Source organism: Streptomyces sp. NPDC051105 (genome assembly GCF_040682795.1).
In the GTDB taxonomy this organism is placed as follows: Bacteria; Actinomycetota; Actinomycetes; order Streptomycetales; family Streptomycetaceae; genus Streptomyces.
This window is the reverse complement of sequence record NZ_JBFBBR010000014.1, coordinates 206,321-223,150: the sequence shown is the minus strand read 5'-3', so window position 1 is coordinate 223,150 and position 16,830 is coordinate 206,321. Positions and strand designations below refer to the sequence as shown.

The following is a 16,830-nucleotide window of genomic DNA, read 5'->3' as shown; positions in this document are numbered from 1 at the left end:
TCGAAACACCGAAGGCCCCGTCCATCCGGACGGGGCCCATTTGCTATGGCTAGAGCAGCGCTAGGAAGGGATTCGTGTCGCCCGACGGTTCCGACCGCTTCGGTTCCTGCACGGGCTCGGCAACCTGCTTGGGTGCCGGGCGGTAGGCGTCCAGGCGGACGACGCATGCACGGTTCTGCTCACGCTCTGCGCTGGCCGGCTGCGCCTCTGCGTGACGGGAAGTGTCCTCGTTCCTGTCGCTGCCTGTGCTGGCCGGCTGCGGCACAGAGGCACCGGAAGTGTCACCGCGGAGTGTGAAAACGGTGGCCGGTCGGCCACTCTTACCCGCCCGTTCCACAGTAACGACGATTCCCGACAGTGCTTTAACCGCTTCAGCCGTGGCGCCCACATACGGGAGCACCTGGGAGGAAGTGGCCCGACCGCCGTGCATCTCGATCCGGGCCCGGACCTTGTCTTCAAGGCTGAGCGGCTGACGCTTCACCTTGGGAGAGGTCGCCCCCTTGGTGATCCGGACGGCATCCTGGACCGACCGGCGCACCAGGCTGAAGGCGGCCGACAGCATCTCTTCAGTGACCGTCTCCGAGCACTCGGACGCTGCCAGGCAGGCCGCAACCCTGAGCGTCTGTTCTGCCGTGCGCTCGATGAACACGGCCTGTCCCTCGGGCAGGGTCTCACCCAGGATGCGGGCGTATCGGCGCACGATCCGCCACAGCGGCCGGGCATCCTCCGCAAGCGTGATCACACGCGGCCGGGCAGTGGCCCACCCGTAAGCGTCGGCCAGCTCTCGCCCGTCCACCTCGGGCAGGCTCACCCGGTCGTCATCCAAGAGCGGCACCGATCCGAGCAGGAAGGGAAGGATGCGGTTGTACGAGCCACCCGCCGCTTCCGACTCCCCGACGTACTTGGCCCAGTCAGAGGGCGTGACGTGACAGTGCAGAACCATGGCGGGGTCACGTACTTCCTGCGCCTCATCCTTGGTGGTGTTCCGGAGCGTCGCACCGTCCCACGCGGTCCGCAGCTTGGTCGTGAACGATGCATCCCGCTTCACCCTGCGGAGCACTTCCGACCACTCTTCTTCGACCACCAGAGTCCGCACGTCCCGCCCATGCTCGGTCTCGGCCGTCGCTTCCTGCTGCTCCCACAGGTGGTTCACCATGCTCGCCCCGGAAGTGATCCCGGACGTGGTGTGTGTGGCCAGGAAGCGGCCCAGGGCCTTGTCCAAGACATGATGAGCGGCCCGGAGCGCGGTTCCCTTGCCGCGCCCCGTACCGGCCACCAGAGCGGACCACAGCAGCACGGGCCGGGGGCCACGGGAAGACACCTTGACCGAGCCACCGATAGCGGCCGACCACATCGAGAGGGCGGCCACATACACCCCCAAGGAGTCCGCTTCCAGGAACGGGGAGATCCTGCGGACCGCGCGACCGATGGGACCGTACAGAACGGGGGCGCTCATGCTGCCTCAATCTCGAACAGGGTTGCTTGTGTGGCTTCTGGCCGGGGAGGCCGGGCGCACTCGGCGCCCGGCACGGTGGGAGCGGCGGTCAGGCCGCGACCGCTTTTCCCTCCGATGCGTCCCGGTGCTCCCACGCATGGCGCACATGCATCGGGATTCGGCCCTTGGTAGGCACGGTGAAGCCGTTCTCGCGTGCCCACGCTCGTACGGCACGGTTGCGCTCTCGCTCACTCATCCCGGAGAGGGCGACCTTGGCAGGCTCCGGAAGCGGGTCGCCACCGACCAACTCACCCGAGCGAACAGCCGACTTGAAACGTCCCGGTTTCCGGACGTCCATCACAGGGATGCCACGCTCGGAAGCGTCGCGCAGCTTGGTGGCATTCCGGTCGCCACCCTCACCCAGGATCAGCAGGACCGTGCTGTCATCGGCACGGCCGACCACCTCATAGCCCATGCGCCGAACGGCCTCTCTGGCGTCTTCCCACGAGTAACCGGGCACCTCTCCGGCCAGCATCACGGATGGGACCGGCTCGGGGTCAGGCTCCCCCACGGGTGCCGCTTCCGGCTCCGGCTCCGGCTCCGACTCCGGGACAGCCTCAACAATCGGCAGGGGCTCAACCGGCGCACTCTTGGCAGTCTCAGGCACGCCAAGAGCGTCCATCAGGTACCTGCCGAACAGGATGTCGTGCTCAAGGCAGAGGTCCCACGTGTGCGCACCCAAGGTAAGAGTCGTTCCCGCTTCTTCCTCACTGCCATCACGCGCTATGTGGGCGTCGCACAGAACCCTTTCCACGGGCATGAGAACGGTCTTACGCATAGCGCTGCATTCCTTTGATAGGGCGGAAGTCTCAGCGAGTGTCCGGAGCGTTGCTCTGACGGCCTCCTCGCTTGACTTCTACTCTTCCGCACCCCTATCACGGAACGGTAACTAACAAATAACTGACACATTACTCAATATGGGGGTAATGGTAATTCGATAAAGAAAAGGACCCACCGGGGGTGCCTCCCTTCGATCGCGTTCGCCAATCAAATCCCCAAATCCTCGGAACGGCACACATGACACTTCTTCGGCTGGTGCTTCAATTCGCCACCCCACGGTTTGGAGCTGGCGGTCAGTTGCCACCCGATGTGAATAGCAAACTCCTGGACACATTCCGAGCACTGGGGCTCACCCCGTGGGCACTCGTAGCCCGCCCGGTGCGTGCCGTCGTGGGTTCCTACCGCCCCGGCCTTGGCCGCTCGCCTGCTCAATGGTCCCCCTCGAAGGCCCAGCCCAGCCGCTTCATGCCGTCAGCCGTCAGGCCAAGGGCCGTGGCCAACTGGCGGAACTCGGTGAGGTGATCGCGGGTAGCGGTGCCGTCAAGGATCTTGCCGTAATAGGTCAGCATGACTGCCACAGTCGGGACGTAGGACTCATCCCAGCGCGCGGACTGAGGACTGCTCCACCATTGGCGCCATTGCTCGGATTCGGCATCCGACCAATCCCTCACGGAAGGCAGATCAGGAACGGGCAGGCCGTGATCGTTCGGCAGCACATCCAGTCCTTTGTATCGAGAGTGCGGCGAATTTGGGTTACGCATCTTTGGCATGGATCCTCCGGTTTCCGTTACGTGCCGTCGACGGCCGGCGCAGGATTCTGATCGACGGACAGTGAGAAGAACGGGCCCCCACTGGTCGACAGGGGCCCGAACTAATCAAGGGGTTAGGCAGTAGGCCACGTGACAGCGGCCTTGACGATTCCCTTGGTCGGCTTGGACTCATCAAAGGTGCTGTCGGACTTCTTCATGTCCAGCTCCGGGTATCGCACGATCTTCCCGCCGTACAGATGCAGGGTGTCGATGTAGTCAGCCCGGTACTTCTCCGACTGCCCCTCGCGGAAGCCGGTGAACTGGCTTGCGTAGGTGGCGAACTCCGAGTGACCCGCCACGATGTCCACGCCCACAGGCATGGCCGTAGTCGTCAGGATGGTGAACCCCGCAAGGCGAGCGACGACGCCGTTGGCAGTCACGCCACCTTCGCCGTACGCGGCAGCGTTGGCCACGGCTGGATGCTCGATGAGGTACCGCTTCACGCGCGGCGAGACGACCACGTAACGGCCCGCCGGGATGTCGTTGTCATCCAGGGCCAGCATCATGTCCAGGACTGCGCTGTAAAGGCTCTGAGGGATGTTGTCGGCGGTCGGCACGATGGCCGGGAGCGCCGTCGCCCCGGTGGCGATGATGTTGCCCATGAAGGTGTCGGCCTCGCGGGCCAGGGCGCGAATCATCTGCTGATTGATGGGCGAGTCCAAGCCTCCAGCGAGCTGAACTCGTTCCGCATCCTCCACGAGGACCTGAAGGTACTTCGCCTCGGTAATCGTCAGCGCCTGGTCCACGGTCTCCGGCCGCTGGGCAGTCATTCCATCAGCGATCGTGTAATCGCCCACAGTCGGCCGGAGAAGGCTGTTGATGTGGACGACATCACCCTTCTGCCGGATCTCCCCTTCATACTTGTTGTTGCTGCAAATAGGGGAGGCCCAGACCAGCAGAGGGTCAAACTGCGTGAGCAGGTCAGCATCCCAAATTTCGGGGATAAAAGTGGTGGAGCCAGGGTTCTGGTAGGCAAGAGTCATATGGGGTGCTCCTAGTTATCGCTTACGAACATCGAGAGAAATGCGACGGGGCTCCGGGATTCGGCCCCCTTCGCGGTTGGGGAGAGCCCCCACCAGATGGGGGAACGCCGGTTCCTTGAGCTTGAAAGGGGCCAGGGCCTTGTCCATAGCCTCGGCCGAAGGCTTACCGTCTTCACCTAGCAGCTTGGACCCGTCCAGATATTCGGTGAATCCATCGGGGAGAGTGATCCCGGCCTGGGCTGCGTAGCCCTTGAGTTCAGCCCGAGCCAGCTTCCCGGAATACTCCCGCTCAACCTCGGCTCGGACCGAATGGGAAGGGTCGGCCGGCATGGCCTCGGAAATCGGTTCTGCGTCGCTCATGGCGACCTCCTACAGAGCTAGTCAAGGAAAGAAGTAGATAGTAGGGCCGCCAAAGAGCGGCCCTACACCTCAGAGGACAACGTAAGAGAAGACACTGCCCCCCTTACCCCCCACTGTGAACGACGCAAGTAGGAAGCAAGGGGAGAAGTGTTTCTCTACGTTGTCACTCTCACAGGGAGGTGTCCGCAGAGCCTCATAACGACTTAGGAACTGCCCGGCCTGTTGGCCGTGCCAGAGGCACACCGCCGAGTGTGCATGGCCCCAGAGGATCGCTCCTCCACTGTTCTGAATTAATGCGACACAGGAGGAGGCCGCCCCGGAGCGGCCTCCTCACAAGTCAGGACCCGGTGGTATTGATCCGGCCCCAAACCTCTCGGTAGCCCGACAGGTCCTGTTCCTTCAATCCGTCAAACTGGTACACAAGGTTTCGGTTCCGGCCCACCTGGGTTCCCGCATACCGCAGACGCCGTGTACGGGCTTTGGCGGGTTTTTGGTGATCCTGACAGTACCTGCGAGGCCGCCCGCGTTTCCGTGACGTCTGAGAGGCATACAGCGGCTCATGACATCCGGACCATCGGCAGGTTTCCGGAGGATAATTCCGGCGCTCAACCACAAACCCGGAACCGTTCCGCTCACCCGCTTCCTCTGCTGCGGAGAGAAGAGATAGAAGTTCGCCATAGTGGTCCGGCTCATCCGCACCCGGACGCTGTTGCATAAAGGATTGCATGTCTCGGTGGCTCAACTCAGGATCGAATGTGGGAAGACTCGCCACGATGGAAACCCAGTGCAGGGGGACCATCCCGGTATGTGCTGCGGCTATCCGCTCAAACTCCGTTTCTACCTGCTCTGACCAGGAGTCCGGCCACTCCGCAAATTCCTCATCACCTGCCGCCTTCAGCAGTGCATCTGCATGCCGCTCCAACTCGGCCTGTCCGGTCTCGTCCAGGGGCGGAATTGTCTTAGTCACGGAGTCCTCTCAGCAAACAAAAAGCCCCCGAATTGCCTCGGGGGCGGTCACTTCTCACAGTTCTTCAGTTCTGTTCGTCCAGCCACTTCTCCAAGTCGGCCGGTCGGCAACGGAGAGACTGACCCACCTTGCGGAACGGGATCTGTTCGGCTTTCCAGTTTCCATACACCCAGGAGCGGGGCTTACTCAGGTAGTTGGCCACGTCGTCAACGGTCATCAGTCTGGCGTACGCCATTCATCCTCCAAGAAACAAGAAAGCCCCCGAATACCCTCGGGGGCTCAATGCGCATGAAGTGTTATGTAGTTCAGCCGCCTTGGCTAGCTGCTTCAGTCATTTCCTCAAGTACTGCTTTGGCCTTGTCCGTCAACTCTCCACCCGCCTTACCGGCAACTGTGGTCAGGAAGCCGTCCCTTCTGGCCCGCTTCAGGTGATCCTTCACCGTCTCAGGTCGGCGGCCGATGAGCCGCGCCAGCCACGGAATGGGTGCAGGAGCCCCAAAATCCGCCATGGCGGTGTACGTGGCAACAAGCAAGGCCAAGTACCGCTCCGAGACACCTTCGCCCTCCAGGGCGAGCCCCGCCGCCTCTCCCATCTCATTCAGCTTCCCTGCCACCTCCTCCAACGTCCGCTGGGCGTCGGGAGCCTGCTTGGCCAGCTTCAGGGCTGCGGCTACGTCGAGCCTGCGCAGGACAGTGGTCGAGATGCCCCGCACCACCTCGCGAGCAAAGGCATCTTCGGCCGGCTCGATGGTGATCCGCTGTGGCCCCCCGTTGACCGGCCCCACGGGCCACCACATGCGGACCACCCAGGCGCCCTGCTGCTGAGTGATCTCGAACCCGCTGTCATCCGCTTCCATATCACTCAAGTTAACACACCCAGGGGGTTCCACCCTATGTTGACAACACAGGGTGGTCAGTGCGCAAACTTGAAAACGCCGGGGAGTGACCGGCGCGACGGCGGGGCGGGCCCGTACGTCGGAAGCAGCAGGAGGGGGCCGCTTCAGTGGCAAGGGCATGGGTCGCGCGGTCAACGGACGACCCGAAGAAGTGGACGACGTTTTGGTACGACCCGGACGGCAAGCAACGGCAGAAGACGTTCGAGACCAAGAAGCGGGCTGACGACCAGCGCAAGCGCAAGGAGCAGGAACTCGACGCCGGGACCTACCTGGACGACCGCTTGGGCAAGCAGCCCGTGACGGCCGTGTGGGAGCAGTGGACGAATCAAAGGAAGCTGGAGAACAGCACCAAGAAGCAGTACCGGTCGATCCTCAACACGACCATTGAGCCGTTCTTCAAGGCCCGTTCCATCGTGTCCCTGAAGGTCGCTGATGTTGAGCAGTGGCTCTTGTGGATGGAGCAGGACCGGAAGCTGTCCGCCCGCACACGGCGTCAGCGGTTCTCGTTCTTCTCCGGGATGATGGACTGGGCTGTCGTCAACGAGATCGTCGGCCGGAACCCGTGCAAGAAGGTCAAGGGCGCGGGCAGCCGCGCCAAGGAGATCCGGGAGCAGAAGAGCACCGCAAGGCGGCTCACGACGCGGGAAGTTCTGGCGATGCTGGATGCCGCTCCTCCGCGATACCGCGCGATGCTGTGGCTCATGGCTGGGTGCGGCCTGCGGCTGGGTGAGGCCATGGCGGTGTCCCGAGATCAGATCGACTTCAAGGCCGAGACGCTTCGCGTCGACTTCCAGATTGCGGAGGACGGAGAAACCGCGTCGGGGAAGAACAGCGCCATCCAGCGTCGACACATCAAGGCTCGTGATGAAGGCGAGCCAGGGCGTACCGTCCCCCTCCCGCCGAACGTCGCCTTCGAGCTACGGCGGCACATCAAGAACCACGGCGTGTGGGGGCCGGAGCGGCTTCTCTTCCCCAACGTGACGCGGACCGGCTACCTCTACGCGTCGTACTTCTACCCGAAGATCTGGATGGAGGCTCTGGGCAAGGGACAGGTGAAGTACTGCAAGGCGCACTCACTCCGGCACTACTACGGGTCGCGGCTGCTGTACGCCGGAGTCCCCGAGAACGATGTGGCCGACTGGATGGGCCACAGCAGTACGGACGTACTGAGGGAGCACTACCACTACATCTTCGAAGGAGCCGAGCAGCGCGGCCGGGCCGCCATCGCAACGATGTTGACGCCCGGCGCCGACGACCCCACGGAGGCGTCAGAGGTCGCCTGATCCGCGTACGACAACAGCCCCCGGCGTCACGCCGGGGGCTGCGTTGTTTGTGCAGGTCAGTGGCTGTTTTCAGCCCGGCATCTGCCCAGGATTCCCCCAGTATGACGCCCAGGAACGGCCCTGATCGGGCCGCAACGGTCAGAAAGCCAAGGGTGCCCCTCCGGACCTTCGAAACAGCTTCTGACCTGCAAAAACCCTGCTAGGGAAGGTTCCTTGCCATCACGATCCGCTGGACCTGGTTCGTGCCCTCATAAATCTGGGTGATCTTGGCGTCGCGCATCATGCGCTCGACCGGGTAGTCGCGGGTGTAGCCGTAGCCGCCGAGGAGCTGGACGGCGTCCGTGGTGACCTCCATGGCGGTGTCGGAGGCGAAGCACTTCGCCGCCGCGCCCTGGAAGGTGAGGTCGGCGTCGCCGCGCTCGGAGGCGGCCGCGGCCTGGTAGGTGAGGGCACGGGCCGCGGCGATCTTCATGGCCATGTCGGCGAGCATGAACTGGATGCCCTGGAAGTCGCCGATCGGCTTGCCGAACTGCTTGCGCTCCTGGACGTAGCCCTTGGCGTAGTCCAACGCGCCCTGGGCGACACCGAGGGCCTGGGCGGCGATGGTGATGCGGGTGTGGTCCAGGGTCTTCATCGCGGTGGCGAAGCCGGTGCCCTCCGCGCCGATCATGCGGTCGGCGGGGATACGGACGTTGTCGAAGTAGACCTCACGGGTCGGCGAGCCCTTGATGCCGAGCTTCTTCTCCGGGGCGCCGAAGGAGACGCCCTCGTCGGACTTCTCGACGACGAACGCGGAGATGCCCTTGGAGCGCTTGGACGGGTCGGTCACCGCCATGACGGTGTAGTAGTCGGACACGCCCGCGTTGGTGATCCAGCGCTTCACGCCGTTGAGGACGTAGTGGTCGCCGTCGCGGACCGCCTTCGTCTTCATGCCGGCCGCGTCGGAGCCCGCCTCCGGCTCGGAGAGGCAGTACGAGAACATCGCGTCGCCCTTGGCCAGCGGCGCCAGGTACTTCTTCTTCAGGTCCTCGGAACCGGAGAGGATCACCGGGAGCGAGCCCAGCTTGTTCACGGCGGGGATGAGGGAGGAGGAGACGCAGGCGCGGGCCACCTCCTCGATCACGATGACCGTGGCGAGCGCGTCGGCGCCGGCCCCGCCGTACTCCTCGGGGACGTGCACGGCGTGCAGGTCGCCCGCGACCAGCGCGTCGAGGGCCTCCTGCGGGAAGCGGGCCTCCTCGTCCACCGCGGCCGCGTACGGGGCGATCTTCGCCTCGACCAGCGCGCGGACGACGTCGCGGAGCATGTCGTGCTCCTCCGACGGGCGGTACAGGTCGAAGTCAGCCGATCCGGCCAAGGTCCCTCACTCCAGACGCAGTGGTGCTGACGCTAATTACTGTTAAGTAACACAAAGTTTAGAGCGCGGCCCGCGGAACGGTGACGTGAGGTACGCGACAGCTGGAAAGTTGCCCGCAGGAGGGCCCGGTTATGCTCGGCCCCGCAGCAGGCACAAACGTCCCCGAGCTGGAGCATCATGAGCCTCAAGATCACTGTGATCGGCACCGGTTATCTCGGCGCCACGCATGCCGCGGCCATGGCGGAGCTCGGCTTCGAGGTACTCGGCCTCGACGTCGTACCCGAGAAGATCGCCATGCTGGAGCGCGGCGAGACGCCGATGTACGAGCCGGGGCTCGACGAGTTGCTGCGCCGGCACGTGGCGGGCTTCGAGGGCTCCACCGGCCGGCTGCGCTTCACCACCGACTGGGCCGAGGTGGGCGCCTTCGGCGATGTCCACTTCGTCTGTGTGAACACCCCGCAGAAGCACGGCGAGTACGCGTGCGACATGTCGTACGTCGACTCCGCGATCGCGTCGCTGGCCCCGCATCTCACCGGGCCCGCGCTCGTCGTCGGCAAGTCGACCGTGCCGGTCGGTTCGGCCGAGCGGCTGGCCGCCTACCTCGCCGAGCACGCGCCCGCGGGCGCCGAGGCCGAACTGGCCTGGAACCCGGAGTTCCTGCGGGAGGGCTTCGCCGTCCAGGACACCCTGCACCCCGACCGGATCGTGGTCGGCGTGCGCAGCGAGCGGGCCGAGAAGCTGCTGCGCGAGGTGTACGCGACGCCGGTGGGCGAGGACACGCCGTTCGTGGTGACCGACTTCCCGACGGCCGAGCTGGTGAAGACGGCCGCGAACTCCTTCCTGGCGACCAAGATCTCCTTCATCAACGCCATGGCGGAGGTGTGCGAGGCCGCGGACGGCGATGTGGCCAAGCTGGCCGAGGCGATCGGGCACGACGACCGGATCGGGAAGAAGTTCCTGCGCGCCGGGATCGGGTTCGGCGGCGGCTGCCTGCCTAAGGACATCCGGGCGTTCATGGCCCGTGCCGGCGAGCTGGGCGCCGACCAGGCGCTGACCTTCCTGCGCGAGATCGACTCCATCAACATGCGGCGCCGGGGCCAGATGGTCGAGATGGCCCGGGAGGCCCTGGGGGGCGGGTCGTTCCTCGGGAAGCGGGTCGCGGTGCTCGGCGCGACGTTCAAGCCGGACTCGGACGACGTACGGGACTCGCCGGCGCTGAACGTCGCCGGGCAGATCCATCTGCAGGGCGGGCAGGTGACGGTGTACGACCCGAAGGGGATGGAGAACGCCCGGCGGTTGTTCCCGACGCTCGGCTACGCGGACGCCGCGCTGGAGGCCGTGCGGGGGGCACATGTCGTGCTGCATCTGACGGAGTGGCGGGAGTTCCGGGAGCTGGATCCGGCGGCGCTGGGTGCGGTGACCTCGGAGAGGGTGATCCTCGACGGGCGTAACGCACTGGAGCCCGAGGTCTGGCGGCGGGCGGGGTGGACGTACCGGGCGATGGGGCGTCCGACCGCTTAGTTCCACGGGTGCGCGCCCCGGGGCTCCTCGGGTGCGATCGCGGGTTGCGGGTGCGCGGGGGCTGGTCGCGCCCACTCGGCGGTAGCCGCACGTCGACGCGGCCCCGCCCCCCTGAAGGCGCTTCAGCGCAGGGCGTTGGGTCGCGCGTATCCGTCCACGACCAAAAGACGACACCGGTTCGGCCGAGGCTCAGTCGGCCGAACCGGTGTCTTGTTGCATTCTGCACCACGTGACCCAGGCGTGACCGGTGAACCGGCTGTGCCTTACCGGTCCTTGGCACGGTAGCGGCGCATCTTCGCGCGCGCCCCGCACACCCGCATGGAGCACCAGCGGCCGCGGCCCGCCGGGCCGCGGTCGTAGTACGCCCAGTGGCAGGTGCCGGCCTCGCAGGCCTTGAGGCGGGTCCAGGTGCCCTCTCCCAGGGCCGTGGCAACGGCGGCGGCGATCCGGGAGTGCAGCGGGGCCGAGTCGCCGGGGGTGAGGGCCGCCGAGCCGTCGGCAGGGTCGACGGCGACATACAGGGGGGCGTGCGCGAGCAGCTCTCCCAGCGGGGTCACCTCGCGGTGCGGGGGTGGCCTACGAGAGCATGCGGTAACGGTGACTGGTTACCCGGCTCTACAGGCAACAGGTCTCTACAGGTAACAGGTAACAGGTAACAGGTAACTCGGACTTCGAGGAGGAAGTCATGGCTATCGCCAAGCTCGGTGTCGTCGTCCTGGACTGTCCCGACCCGTCCGCGCTCGCCGGTTTCTACGCGGCGGTGCTGGGCGGCAGCGTCGAGGGGGACGAGGAGTGGGTGGACCTGGTGGTGCCCGGCGGGCAGGCGCTGGCCTTCCAGAAGGCGCCCGGTTTCGTGCCGCCGAAGTGGCCCGCGCCCGACGATTCCCAGCAGTTCCACCTGGACCTGACGGTGGACGATCTGGACGCGGCCGAGAAGGCGGTGCTGGAGCTGGGCGCGAAGCCGCTGGACGCGGCGGACAGGGCGCGCAGCTTCCGGGTGTACGCCGACCCGGCTGGGCACCCGTTCTGTCTCTGCGCCTGCTGACCCAGGAGGACTCATGGCGATCGTCGCCCGTCTGCGCAACGTAGTGATCGACTGTCCCGACCCGCTCGCGCTGGCCCGCTTCTACGCCGCCGTCGCCGGAGGTACCCCGGTGGCGGAGGACGACGAGTGGGTCGTCCTGCAGGTTCCGCACGGACCACGGCTGGGTTTCCAGCGGGTGGCGGGGTACACGCCGCCCGAGTGGCCGCGGGCCGACCGCAACGCCCAGCAGCTCCATCTCGACTTCGACGCGGGGGCGACCTGGGAGGAGGTCGACGCGGCGCATGAGAAGGTGCTGGCGCTGGGGGCGCGCCCGCTGGATCTGGAGGACCGGGAGAAGAAGGACTTCCAGGTGTACGCCGACCCGGCGGGTCATCCCTTCTGTCTGTGCCGGATCCCCTGATCACGTCTGTCTGTGCCGGATCCCCTGATCGCGCGGTCCGGACCGGCCGGGCGGGCTCATGCCTCCGGGTCGGTCGGACTGGCGGGGGCCGGCTCGCGGCGGCGTTGGGCCGCGCGGGCGGTGAAGTCGGCGCTGCGTAGTACTCGCTGGACGTTTTCCCAGGTCAACAGGGACAGCTCGGTCTCGGACCAGCCTCGTCGGAGCAGTTCGGCGATCAGGTGCGGATAGCGGGAGGTGTCGGCGAGGTCGCGGGGGTGGGCGGCGCCGGTGTCGTAGCTGCCGGACAGGGCGACGCACTCGGGGCCGGCCACGATCCGGACGTGGTCGAGGTGGTCGGCGACGTCCGGGACGGCCGGCCCGGACTGCTCGGCGGTCAGCGGCACCATGCACAGGCCCTGCTGCTCGCCCAGCCGCACGAGCAGCGCGTCGGAGAGGTTGGCGGGGTGCGGGCGTACGGCCGCGGCGGCGGAGCGGGTGCACAGGACCGGTGTCTTGGACAGGGCGAGGACCCGGTCGAGGACGGGCTCCGGGGCGCCGGACAGGTCGGCGAGCACGCCGAGCCGGTTCATCTCGCGGATCACCTCCTCGCCGAACCGGGTCAGCCCCTCGCGGTCCGCCCAGTCGGCCCCGGTCAGGGAGAGCACACGCAGGCCGAGGGAGTTCAGGACGCGCAGGATGCCGAGGGAGTCGTCGACGGCGGCGGCGGAGGCGGGGCCGAGCACCACGGCGACCCGGCCGCAGTTGCGGGCGTCGATGATCTGCCCGGCGGTGCGCACCAGCCGGAGCCCCTCCGGGTGTCTCCCCACCACCCGGCGGGCCAGGTCCAGCTGTTCCAGGGTGGCCCCCACGGCCCGGTCGCCGCGCTCCTCCTCCGGCAGGTCCAGCGACCAGAACAGCGCGCCCACGTGCCCTTCGCGCAGCCGGGGCACGTCCGTGTCCACGGCCGCCTCGCCCAGTTCCAGGTCGTACCAGGGCAGCGGCCCGAGCGCCCGCGGCAGTCCGCTGTAGCCGTCCGCGACCGGGTGCGCGGTCAGCAGGAGCCGGGCGCGTTCCAGGAACTCGGCTGACACCGCTGGGAACGGGTCGTCCGGGAGGCTGTCGTCCTCGCCGACCTCGGTCGTGGTGGGAATGTCGTGGAGGTCGGCCATTGCGGGCTCCGTACGTCGTCGTGAGCTACGTCGTGATGGGGCTGTAGCCCACCGTCGCACGGCCGCCCGGGAGGGTTCCTGGTGGACGGGGCGTTCGGGGGTACGGCCGCCCGCACGGCGCGGGTGACGGAGCCGGTGGCCGCCGGGACCGGGGCGGGCCGGGCGGAGCCGACGGCCGCACCGGTCGCCCCGCCCGGTCTCGCAGGTCAGCCGTCCAGCTGGGAGATGGTCGCGTTCGACGGCCCCCGGGTGCCCTGGAGGTCCCGGGCCACGTCCTCCGCCGCGCCCAGGACGCGGACCGCGTTCTGCCAGGTGAGCTTGGCCAGGTCGGGGCGGGACCAGCCGCGGTCGAGGAGTTCGGCGATCAGGTTCGGGTAGCCGGAGACGTCGTTCAGGCCGTCTGGGGTGAAGGCCGTGCCGTCGTAGTCGCCGCCGATGCCGATGTGGTCGATGCCGGCGGTCTCCCGCATGTGGTCGAGGTGGTCGGCGACCGTGGCCGCCGTCGCGATCGGGCGGGGGTGGCTCTCCTCGAAGGCCCGGTGGACCTTCATCGCGTCCTCGGTGGAATCGAGGTGGTGGAAGCCGTGCGCCCGCATGTTGTCGTCGGCCGCCGCCGTCCAGTCGACCGCCGCCTGGAGCACGAACTTCGGTACGAACGTCACCATCGCGATGCCGCCGTTGGCGGGGAGGCGTTCGAGGACGTCGTCCGGGATGTTGCGGGGGTGGTCGCAGACGGAGCGGGCGGAGGAGTGCGAGAAGACCACCGGGGCGGTGGTGGTGTCGAGCGCGGCCCGCATGGTCGTCGGGGCCACGTGGGAGAGGTCCACCAGCATGCCCAGGCGGTTCATCTCCCGGACCACCTCGCGGCCGAAGGCGGACAGACCGCCGACGTTGGGCTCGTCCGTCGCCGAGTCCGCCCAGTCGTTGTTGTCGTTGTGGGTGAGCGTCATGTAGCGCACGCCGAGGGCGTACAGGCCACGCAACGTGCCCAGCGAGTTGTCGATGGAGTGGCCGCCCTCCGCGCCCATGAGGGAGGCGATCCGGCCCTCGGCGCGCGCCGCCTCCATGTCGGCCGCGGTCAGCGCGGACCGCAGGTCGGCCGGGTAACGGGCGATCAACTGCCGTACGCAGTCGATCTGTTCGAGGGTCGCCGGGACCGCGCCCGGCAGGTCCGAGCGGACGTACACCGACCAGAACTGCGCGCCCACCCCGCCCTCGCGCAGGCGCGGGATGTCGGTGTGCAGGTGCGCGTTCTGGTGGCCGGCGATGTCACGGGCGTCGAGGTCGTAGCGGACCTGCTCGCGCAGCGCGTAGGGCAGGTCGTTGTGGCCGTCGACGACCGGGAACTCGCGCAGCAGGGACCGGGCTTCGTCGAGAGAGGTCATTGCGTATTGCTTCCCGGTGTCCTACTTGCCGAAGCCGAAGCCGTTCGAGGCGCCCTCGACCTTTGACCGCAGGCGCTTGCCCTTCTCGGTCGCCTGGTCGTTGAGGTCCTGCTGGAAGTCCCGCATCCGGGCCAGGAGGTCCTCGTCGTGCGTGGCCAGGATACGGGCGGCCAGCAGGCCCGCGTTGCGGGCGCCGGCGACCGAGACCGTGGCGACCGGGACGCCGGCCGGCATCTGCACGATCGACAGCAGGCTGTCCATGCCGTCGAGGTACTTCAGCGGGACCGGGACGCCGATGACCGGGAGGGGGGTGACGGAGGCGAGCATGCCCGGGAGGTGGGCGGCTCCCCCGGCACCCGCGATGATCACCTTCAGACCGCGCTCCGCCGCCTGCTCGCCGTACGTCACCATCTCGCGCGGCATGCGGTGCGCGGAGACGACGTCGACCTCGTACCCGATCTCGAACTCGTCCAGGGCCTTCGCGGCGGCCTCCATGACGGGCCAGTCGGAGTCCGAACCCATCACGATGCCAACAACAGGGCTCATTCGGTGATCGTGCCTCTCAGGTAGCCGGCAGCGTGACGTGCGCGTTCGAGAACGTCGTCCAGGTCGTCGCCGTAGGTGTTGACGTGGCCGACCTTGCGGCCGGGCTTCACGTCCTTGCCGTACATGTGGATCTTCAGTTTGGGGTCACGGGCCATGCAGTGCAGGTACGCGGAGTACATGTCGGGGTAGTCGCCGCCGAGGACGTTGACCATGACCGTCCACTTCGCGCGCGGGCGCGGGTCGCCCAGGGGCAGGTCGAGAACCGCCCGCACATGGTTGGCGAACTGGCTGGTGATCGCGCCGTCCTGGCTCCAGTGGCCGGAGTTGTGCGGGCGCATCGCCAGTTCGTTGACGAGGATGCGGCCGTCGCGGGTCTGGAACAGCTCGACGGCGAGATGGCCGACCACGCCCAGTTCCTTCGCGATGCGCAGCGCCATCTCCTCGGCCTGCAGAGCGAGGGACTCGTCCAGGTCGGGGGCGGGCGCGATCACCGTGTCGCAGACGCCGTTGACCTGCTGGGACTCGACCACCGGGTAGGCGACGGCCTGGCCGTGCGGGGAGCGTACGACGTTGGCGGCCAGCTCGCGGACGTAGTCGACCTTCTCCTCGGCGAGGACGGGCACGCCGGCCCGGAACGGGTCGTTGGCCTCCTCGGCGGTCTCCACGACCCAGACGCCCTTGCCGTCGTAGCCGCCGCGGACCGTCTTGAGAACGACGGGGAAGCCGTCGCCCTCCGCCGCGAACCGGACCACGTCCTCCGGGTCGGCCACGATCCGATAGCGCGGGCAGGGGACGCCGATCGCGTCGAGCCTGGCCCGCATCACGCCCTTGTCCTGGGCGTGCACCAGAGCGTCGGGGCCGGGGCGCACGGGGATGCCGTCCGCCTCCAGGGCCCGCAGATGCTCGGTGGGCACATGCTCGTGATCGAAGGTGATCACATCGCAGCCGCGCGCGAACGCGCGCAGTGTCTCCAGGTCGCGGTAGTCGCCGATGACGACATCGCTCACCACCTGGGCCGCGGAATCCTGAGGGGTGTCACTGAGGAGCTTGAACCTGATGCCCAACGGGATGCCCGCTTCGTGCGTCATACGCGCGAGCTGGCCCCCGCCGACCATGCCGACTGTCGGGAACGTCACGCCCCCAGGGTATCGGCCGCGCCACGGTGGCCGGTTTCCGCGCCCGCGACCAGGGCTCTTACCCGGCGCTTCGCCTGCTCTTGCCCCGCTTTTCCGGTGCTCTTTCCAAGCTGTTCCCGACCTGTGTCGCCATCCACAGGCGTGGGACATGCTGGGTCGTTAGCATGGCTGGGTCGCCAATGCCTATGGACGGGAGCCCGCACAACCATGGAACGTGGTTCCTCGGGGCTGCAACGGCTCGTACGCGAGGTCGCCAAATTCGGCGCCGTCGGCGGGGCCGGCATTCTCGTCAATCTCGGCGTCTTCAACCTGGTCCGGCACCTCACCGAGCTTCCGGTGGTGCGGGCGAGCGTGATAGCCACCGTCGTCGCCATTGTCTTCAACTACCTCGGCTTCCGCTACTGGACGTACCGGGACCGTGACAAGGGCGGCCGCACCAAGGAACTCACCCTGTTCCTGCTGTTCAGCGCGGTCGGCCTGGTGATCGAGAACGGTCTGCTGTATCTGGCGACCTACGGCTTCGGCTGGGACAGCCCGCTGCAGAGCAACGTCTTCAAGTTCGTCGGCATCGGCGTGGCGACCCTGTTCCGTTTCTGGTCGTACCGCAGCTGGGTGTTCAAGGCGCTGCCGGCCCGTGAGACGGTCGCCGACGCGGAGGCGATCCTGGAGCATGCCGCCGACTCCCGGGACCCCAAGCCGAAGCAGCGGGTCTTCTGAGT

Annotated in this window: 17 protein-coding genes and 1 pseudogene; 5 read left to right on the top strand and 13 right to left on the bottom strand. The window is 67.2% G+C overall.

What is annotated here, in order from left to right; genetic code table 11:
* Positions 1–49 precede the first annotated feature (49 nt).
* From AB0N16_RS30895 to AB0N16_RS30865, 7 genes are all read right to left on the bottom strand, one after another.
* Positions 50–1,456 carry a DUF3987 domain-containing protein gene (locus tag AB0N16_RS30895; protein WP_365802359.1) on the bottom strand — a complete coding sequence of 469 codons (1,407 nt, stop codon included), beginning with the start codon at positions 1,454–1,456 and terminating at the stop codon, positions 50–52.
* A gap of 88 nt (positions 1,457–1,544) precedes the next feature.
* Positions 1,545–2,273 (bottom strand): histone-like nucleoid-structuring protein Lsr2, encoded by a 729-nt coding sequence (locus tag AB0N16_RS30890; RefSeq protein ID WP_365802357.1) that lies wholly within the window; start codon positions 2,271–2,273, stop codon positions 1,545–1,547.
* A gap of 430 nt (positions 2,274–2,703) precedes the next feature.
* Positions 2,704–3,045, bottom strand: coding sequence for a hypothetical protein (locus AB0N16_RS30885; RefSeq protein ID WP_365802355.1), 342 nt, complete (start codon positions 3,043–3,045; stop codon positions 2,704–2,706).
* A 113-nt stretch (positions 3,046–3,158) separates the two neighbouring features.
* Complete coding sequence (locus AB0N16_RS30880) at positions 3,159–4,067, bottom strand: hypothetical protein (RefSeq protein ID WP_365802353.1); 909 nt, start codon at positions 4,065–4,067, stop codon at positions 3,159–3,161.
* A 15-nt stretch (positions 4,068–4,082) separates the two neighbouring features.
* Positions 4,083–4,427 (bottom strand): hypothetical protein, encoded by a 345-nt coding sequence (locus AB0N16_RS30875; protein ID WP_365802351.1) that lies wholly within the window; start codon positions 4,425–4,427, stop codon positions 4,083–4,085.
* A gap of 1,031 nt (positions 4,428–5,458) precedes the next feature.
* Positions 5,459–5,611, bottom strand: a complete 153-nt coding sequence (locus AB0N16_RS30870) for a helix-turn-helix domain-containing protein (RefSeq protein ID WP_365802349.1) — start codon at positions 5,609–5,611, stop codon at positions 5,459–5,461.
* Between the two features lie 88 nt (positions 5,612–5,699).
* Positions 5,700–6,251, bottom strand: coding sequence for a hypothetical protein (locus AB0N16_RS30865; RefSeq protein ID WP_365802347.1), 552 nt, complete (start codon positions 6,249–6,251; stop codon positions 5,700–5,702).
* A 146-nt stretch (positions 6,252–6,397) separates the two neighbouring features.
* Between AB0N16_RS30865 and AB0N16_RS30860 the strand changes: the two genes are divergently transcribed.
* Complete coding sequence (locus AB0N16_RS30860; RefSeq protein ID WP_365802345.1) at positions 6,398–7,573, top strand: site-specific integrase; 1,176 nt, start codon at positions 6,398–6,400, stop codon at positions 7,571–7,573.
* Between the two features lie 199 nt (positions 7,574–7,772).
* Here the strand turns inward: AB0N16_RS30860 and AB0N16_RS30855 are convergent, their stop codons facing one another.
* Positions 7,773–8,930 (bottom strand): acyl-CoA dehydrogenase, encoded by a 1,158-nt coding sequence (locus AB0N16_RS30855; protein ID WP_365802343.1) that lies wholly within the window; start codon positions 8,928–8,930, stop codon positions 7,773–7,775.
* 177 nt (positions 8,931–9,107) lie between these two features.
* Here AB0N16_RS30855 and AB0N16_RS30850 point away from each other — a divergent pair, with 177 nt between their 5' ends.
* A complete protein-coding gene (locus AB0N16_RS30850) occupies positions 9,108–10,451 on the top strand; it encodes a UDP-glucose/GDP-mannose dehydrogenase family protein (protein ID WP_365802341.1) in 1,344 nt (447 codons plus the stop codon).
* A 263-nt stretch (positions 10,452–10,714) separates the two neighbouring features.
* Here the strand turns inward: AB0N16_RS30850 and AB0N16_RS30845 are convergent.
* Positions 10,715–11,023: pseudogene (locus AB0N16_RS30845) on the bottom strand (CGNR zinc finger domain-containing protein); the annotation flags it as partial.
* Positions 11,024–11,136: 113 nt separating this feature from the next.
* On the opposite strand from AB0N16_RS30845, the gene AB0N16_RS30840 reads away from it, so the two are divergent.
* Positions 11,137–11,496 (top strand): VOC family protein, encoded by a 360-nt coding sequence (locus AB0N16_RS30840; protein ID WP_365802339.1) that lies wholly within the window; start codon positions 11,137–11,139, stop codon positions 11,494–11,496.
* Positions 11,497–11,509: 13 nt separating this feature from the next.
* Positions 11,510–11,896: a VOC family protein gene (locus AB0N16_RS30835; RefSeq protein ID WP_365802337.1), complete on the top strand. Its 387-nt coding sequence runs from the start codon at positions 11,510–11,512 to the stop codon at positions 11,894–11,896.
* A gap of 56 nt (positions 11,897–11,952) precedes the next feature.
* Here AB0N16_RS30835 and AB0N16_RS30830 read toward each other — a convergent pair whose 3' ends face one another.
* The 4 genes from AB0N16_RS30830 to AB0N16_RS30815 all read right to left on the bottom strand — a co-directional run bounded on the left by AB0N16_RS30830 (position 11,953) and on the right by AB0N16_RS30815 (position 16,111).
* Positions 11,953–13,044 (bottom strand): dipeptidase, encoded by a 1,092-nt coding sequence (locus tag AB0N16_RS30830; protein WP_365802335.1) that lies wholly within the window; start codon positions 13,042–13,044, stop codon positions 11,953–11,955.
* 206 nt (positions 13,045–13,250) lie between these two features.
* Complete coding sequence (locus AB0N16_RS30825) at positions 13,251–14,429, bottom strand: dipeptidase (RefSeq protein ID WP_365802333.1); 1,179 nt, start codon at positions 14,427–14,429, stop codon at positions 13,251–13,253.
* A 21-nt stretch (positions 14,430–14,450) separates the two neighbouring features.
* Positions 14,451–14,975, bottom strand: coding sequence for a 5-(carboxyamino)imidazole ribonucleotide mutase (purE, locus tag AB0N16_RS30820; protein WP_365802331.1), 525 nt, complete (start codon positions 14,973–14,975; stop codon positions 14,451–14,453).
* A complete protein-coding gene (locus AB0N16_RS30815; RefSeq protein ID WP_365802329.1) occupies positions 14,972–16,111 on the bottom strand; it encodes a 5-(carboxyamino)imidazole ribonucleotide synthase in 1,140 nt (379 codons plus the stop codon). Before AB0N16_RS30815 ends, purE begins: the two co-directional genes overlap by 4 nt.
* A gap of 207 nt (positions 16,112–16,318) precedes the next feature.
* Here AB0N16_RS30815 and AB0N16_RS30810 point away from each other — a divergent pair, with 207 nt between their 5' ends.
* Positions 16,319–16,828: a GtrA family protein gene (locus AB0N16_RS30810; RefSeq protein WP_365802327.1), complete on the top strand. Its 510-nt coding sequence runs from the start codon at positions 16,319–16,321 to the stop codon at positions 16,826–16,828.
* Positions 16,829–16,830: the final 2 nt, after the last annotated feature.